The following is a 3,617-nucleotide window of genomic DNA, read 5'->3' as shown; positions in this document are numbered from 1 at the left end:
GTACGCCCTGCGGGTCCGGGACCTGCGGGCCCGGTGGACGCCCGGCGGCCCGTACGCGCTCGACGGCGTCTCGCTCGACCTCGCGCCCGGCCGGCGGTGCGCGGTGGTCGGGCCGAGCGGCTCGGGCAAGACGACACTGACCACGGTGCTGTTGCGGCTGCTCGATCCGGCCGGCGGCGAGGTGACGCTGAACGGCGTCGACCTGCGCGAACTGGCGGGCGACGACGTACGGCGCGCCGTGGGGGTGTGCGGCCAGGACGCGCACCTGTTCGACACGACGATCGGGGAGAACGTCCGGCTCGCCCGCCCGTACGCCACCGACGAGCGGGTACGCGACGCGCTGCGCCGCGCCCGGCTGCTTGACTGGGTCTCCGCGCTGCCCTCGGGCCTGGACACCTGCGTCGGCGAGCACGGCGCGCGGGTCTCCGGCGGTCAGCGGCAGCGCATCGCCCTGGCCCGTACGCTGCTGGCCGACTTCCCGATCCTGCTGCTGGACGAGCCGGCCGAGCACCTCGACGTCGCGACCGCCGACGCTCTCACCGCCGACCTGCTCACCGCCACCGAGGGCCGCACGACCCTGCTCGTCACCCACCGCCTGGCCGGCCTGGCGGCGGTCGACGAGATCCTGGTCCTGGCCGACGGCCGGGTCGCCGATCGGGGCACCCACGCCGACCTGCTGTCCCGCCCGGGCCCGTACCGAGAGACGTGGAGGCGAGAACACGAACACGACGAGGCACTCACCGTGGGCTAGACGAGCGGTTCACCTGACCGGATCTGCCAAGGCCGGAGGCTCGCCTTCGGAGCGGCCGCTATCTCATCGGGCAGATGAAGTGCAGGACGAGGTGCGTGTCCGACGGTATTGAGGCGTGTTGGGGGTATCCGCATCTCATGTCGTCGTAGTAGACGCTCACCTCGTACGAGCCGGTCGGTAATGCGATCTTGAAGTGGCCGGATGTGACACTCGCCGACTTGACCGGCTTCCGCTTGGTGTTGGTCACGCGGACGCTCGCCCGTCTCGGTACGAAGACATGGCCGGGCCACATTCCGCCGACCAATCTGACATCTCCACTTACCTCTGAGGCGGTGTGATCCGCGACAGCCGCGTGCGATGGCTCACCGCTGAAGGACGCCGGCGATTCACTGGTGCCGGGAGACGGCGCGGATTCGCAGCCTGCGATCGCCGGGACGAGAAGCGAAAGAACGCCGGCCGTGTAGATGCGTTCATGGGCTCTCATGGTCTTCGCTTCCTGTGGTGGGACGGTCCAGGTCTCGCCGTCCGCGTCCTGTTACAGGCTTCTGGCGGCCGGTCGGCAACGTATCCGCCGTTCGGTGGACACTGATCGGATCGCCGGGCATGAAGTAAATCTCGGATGCGTGTCCCGCCGCCGGCGTCCGGCAGCGCCGATGGTACCGGCGTCGGTGGTCAGGGGAGTCGGGCGAACCAGGCGAGGGACAGGCTGGCGGTGACGAGCGCGAGCAGGAGCGCCGTGCCGAAGTAGCCGGAGGTGGACTCCTGGGGCTCGGTGCGGTAGCCGAGGGAGCTGCCGATGTGCCGGTAGACCTGGGAGAGCTGGGAGCCGGCCGCCGCCTCGTAGGCTCTGCCGCCGGTGGCGTCGGCGAGTTGGCGGAGGGTGGGCTTGCTGGGCGGTACGGGGATGGTCTGGCCGTCGATGGTGACGGTGCCGTACGAAGTGCCGAACGCGATCGTGGAGACGGGGATCTTCGCTGCTCTGGCCGCGGCGGCGGCTTCGGCGGTGGAGCGTCCGGTGGTGTTGTCGCCATCCGACATGAGCACGATGTGGCCGGGCGGCGGGGCCTGGTTCCCCTGGGCGTCGAAGGAGCGGATGGACTGCAGGGCGGTGAAGACGGCCTCGCCGATCGCGGTGGCCCTGCACAGACGCAGGTCGTTGATGCCGTGTTCGACGGCGCCGCGGTCGAGGGTGGGGGCGATCACGGCGGAGGCGCTGCCGCAGAAGCTGACGAGGCCGACGTTGAAGCGCGCGGGCAGGCTCTGAACGAATTCGTCCGCCTGTGTCTTGGCCGCCTGGATGCGGCTGGGCGCCACGTCGGTGGCGTTCATCGATGGGGACACGTCGATCGCCACGATGATCGTGGCGCGTTCCCGTGGCACTCTCGTCGGCCTCGCCGGGCGGGCGAAGCCGACGAGGAGCACCACCATCGTCGCGAGGAACAGGGTCGCGATGAGGTGACGTCGCCAGCCGGGCCGGCGCGGGGCGACGTGAGCCAGGAGGGCGAGGTTGGTGAAGCGGACGGCGTAGCGTCTGCGGCGGCGCTGGGACAGCAGGTACGCGGCGACCGCGACGGGGATCAGGAGCAGCCACCACAGGCGCTCCGGCGACAGGAACGTCATGGCCGCCCCGTTGCCGGGGTGTGTCGGCGGGTCAGCACCGCGTCAGCGGTCGGTGGTCCCCCGCGCCCGGCCGGCGGCTCATGCGGGCTTCGGCGCGGTGACACGCACCGGTACGACGGCGCCCGCCGGCGCGGGTGCCTCCGCCTGACGGGAGTCCTGCTCGGTCTCCGGCAGCCGGACCAGTCCGGTGATGTAGCCGGTCAGGAGTCCGGCACCTTCCAGTACGTTGCGGACCTGGGAGTTCGCGGCCTTGTAGAAGATCCGCGTGCCGTCGCGGCGGGAGGTCACCAGGCCGGCGGCCCGCAACTTCGCCAGGTGCTGTGACACCGCGGCGACGTGCGCCTCCACCAGTTCCGACAGCTGCCGTACCGAACGCTCGTCGTCGGCGACCGCCCACAGGATCTGGAACCGGGTGGGGTCGGCCACGGCCTTCAGCACCGAAACGATCGCGTCCACGCTGACCACCGGCGACTCTGAGGAAGGTTGCGCATTCATGCAACAAACCCTAGTTCAAGAACCGCCGGTCCCCTTCGGCCGCAGACGGCCCGGGGCGAAGCGCCGGTGACCGGTGAACACATCGGCTCTCCTCCATCCGTTTCTCACCTGCGGTTATTCCCTCAACATCGGCATACTAAGCTACTTGCGCAAACGCGCAAAGAGATGCTTCACTCGAAGGCGTGACCACCGGCCCGCGAGGCCGTGAGCGCGAGGAGGTGAGCGGGATGAGTCCTGATGGAAGTGATCACCGACCTGATTCCGCCGTACCCGGCACGCGCGCCCCGCGGTCTGTGGGCTGACCACCACACCCGCCGCCGGCGCACCGCGTGACGGGCATGACCGCGCCGCTCGACGGCGCGGACGGGAGGTCCGTCATGACGATCATGATCGGTATCGCGCAGGCGGCGCTGACGGCCGGCCTGCCGGAGATGGTGCGTTCCCTGCTGCCGTTCATCGAGCCGATCGCACTCGCGGCCGCGAGTGCCTGCGGCGCGGGACTCCTCGCGCAACTCGGCCTGCAGCTCGCCCTGACCCTGGCCCGGCACGCGCTGGCGACCCGGGCCTAGGGCCTGTCTCGAAGTCGGGTATGCGAGGGGTGTGTCGTGATCGCTAACTGAAGAGGTCTCCGGTGGAGGGTTCATCGACCAAGAAGAACCTGGAGACCTCGCGGCCGCCCTAGTACTACATGCCTAGATCGCTCCTGGCGATCGGATCGTTTCTCTGCGTGAGCGGGTTGGGGTGTGTGACG

Annotated in this window: 4 protein-coding genes; 2 read left to right on the top strand and 2 right to left on the bottom strand. The window is 69.9% G+C overall.

Going from position 1 to position 3,617, the window contains the following annotated elements; translation table 11 throughout:
* Positions 1–751 (top strand): amino acid ABC transporter ATP-binding/permease protein (locus ACFFNX_RS45075; RefSeq protein WP_378212430.1); only part of this gene is annotated, 751 nt, incomplete at its 5' end.
* Positions 752–1,423: 672 nt separating this feature from the next.
* Here the strand turns inward: ACFFNX_RS45075 and ACFFNX_RS45070 are convergent.
* Positions 1,424–2,371, bottom strand: a complete 948-nt coding sequence (locus ACFFNX_RS45070) for a VWA domain-containing protein (protein WP_378212429.1) — start codon at positions 2,369–2,371, stop codon at positions 1,424–1,426.
* A gap of 78 nt (positions 2,372–2,449) precedes the next feature.
* Positions 2,450–2,866 (bottom strand): ArsR/SmtB family transcription factor, encoded by a 417-nt coding sequence (locus tag ACFFNX_RS45065; protein ID WP_378212428.1) that lies wholly within the window; start codon positions 2,864–2,866, stop codon positions 2,450–2,452.
* A 338-nt stretch (positions 2,867–3,204) separates the two neighbouring features.
* Between ACFFNX_RS45065 and ACFFNX_RS45060 the strand changes: the two genes are divergently transcribed.
* Complete coding sequence (locus ACFFNX_RS45060) at positions 3,205–3,435, top strand: hypothetical protein (protein WP_378212426.1); 231 nt, start codon at positions 3,205–3,207, stop codon at positions 3,433–3,435.
* The last annotated feature ends 182 nt before the right edge of the window (positions 3,436–3,617 follow it).

Source organism: Actinoallomurus acaciae, assembly GCF_042429965.1.
GTDB classification, from domain to species: Bacteria; Actinomycetota; Actinomycetes; order Streptosporangiales; family Streptosporangiaceae; genus Actinoallomurus; species Actinoallomurus acaciae.
Note: the sequence above shows the minus strand (reverse complement) of the source record. Positions and strands in the feature narration are given on the sequence as shown.

Bases quoted from the DNA above. Each gene is read 5' to 3' on its own strand.
- ACFFNX_RS45065 (WP_378212428.1), bottom strand. From the start codon at position 2,866: ATGAATGCGCAACCTTCCTCAGAGTCGCCGGTGGTCAGCGTGGACGCG.
- ACFFNX_RS45070 (WP_378212429.1), bottom strand. From the start codon at position 2,371: ATGACGTTCCTGTCGCCGGAGCGCCTGTGGTGGCTGCTCCTGATCCCC.
- ACFFNX_RS45060 (WP_378212426.1), top strand. From the start codon at position 3,205: ATGACCGCGCCGCTCGACGGCGCGGACGGGAGGTCCGTCATGACGATC.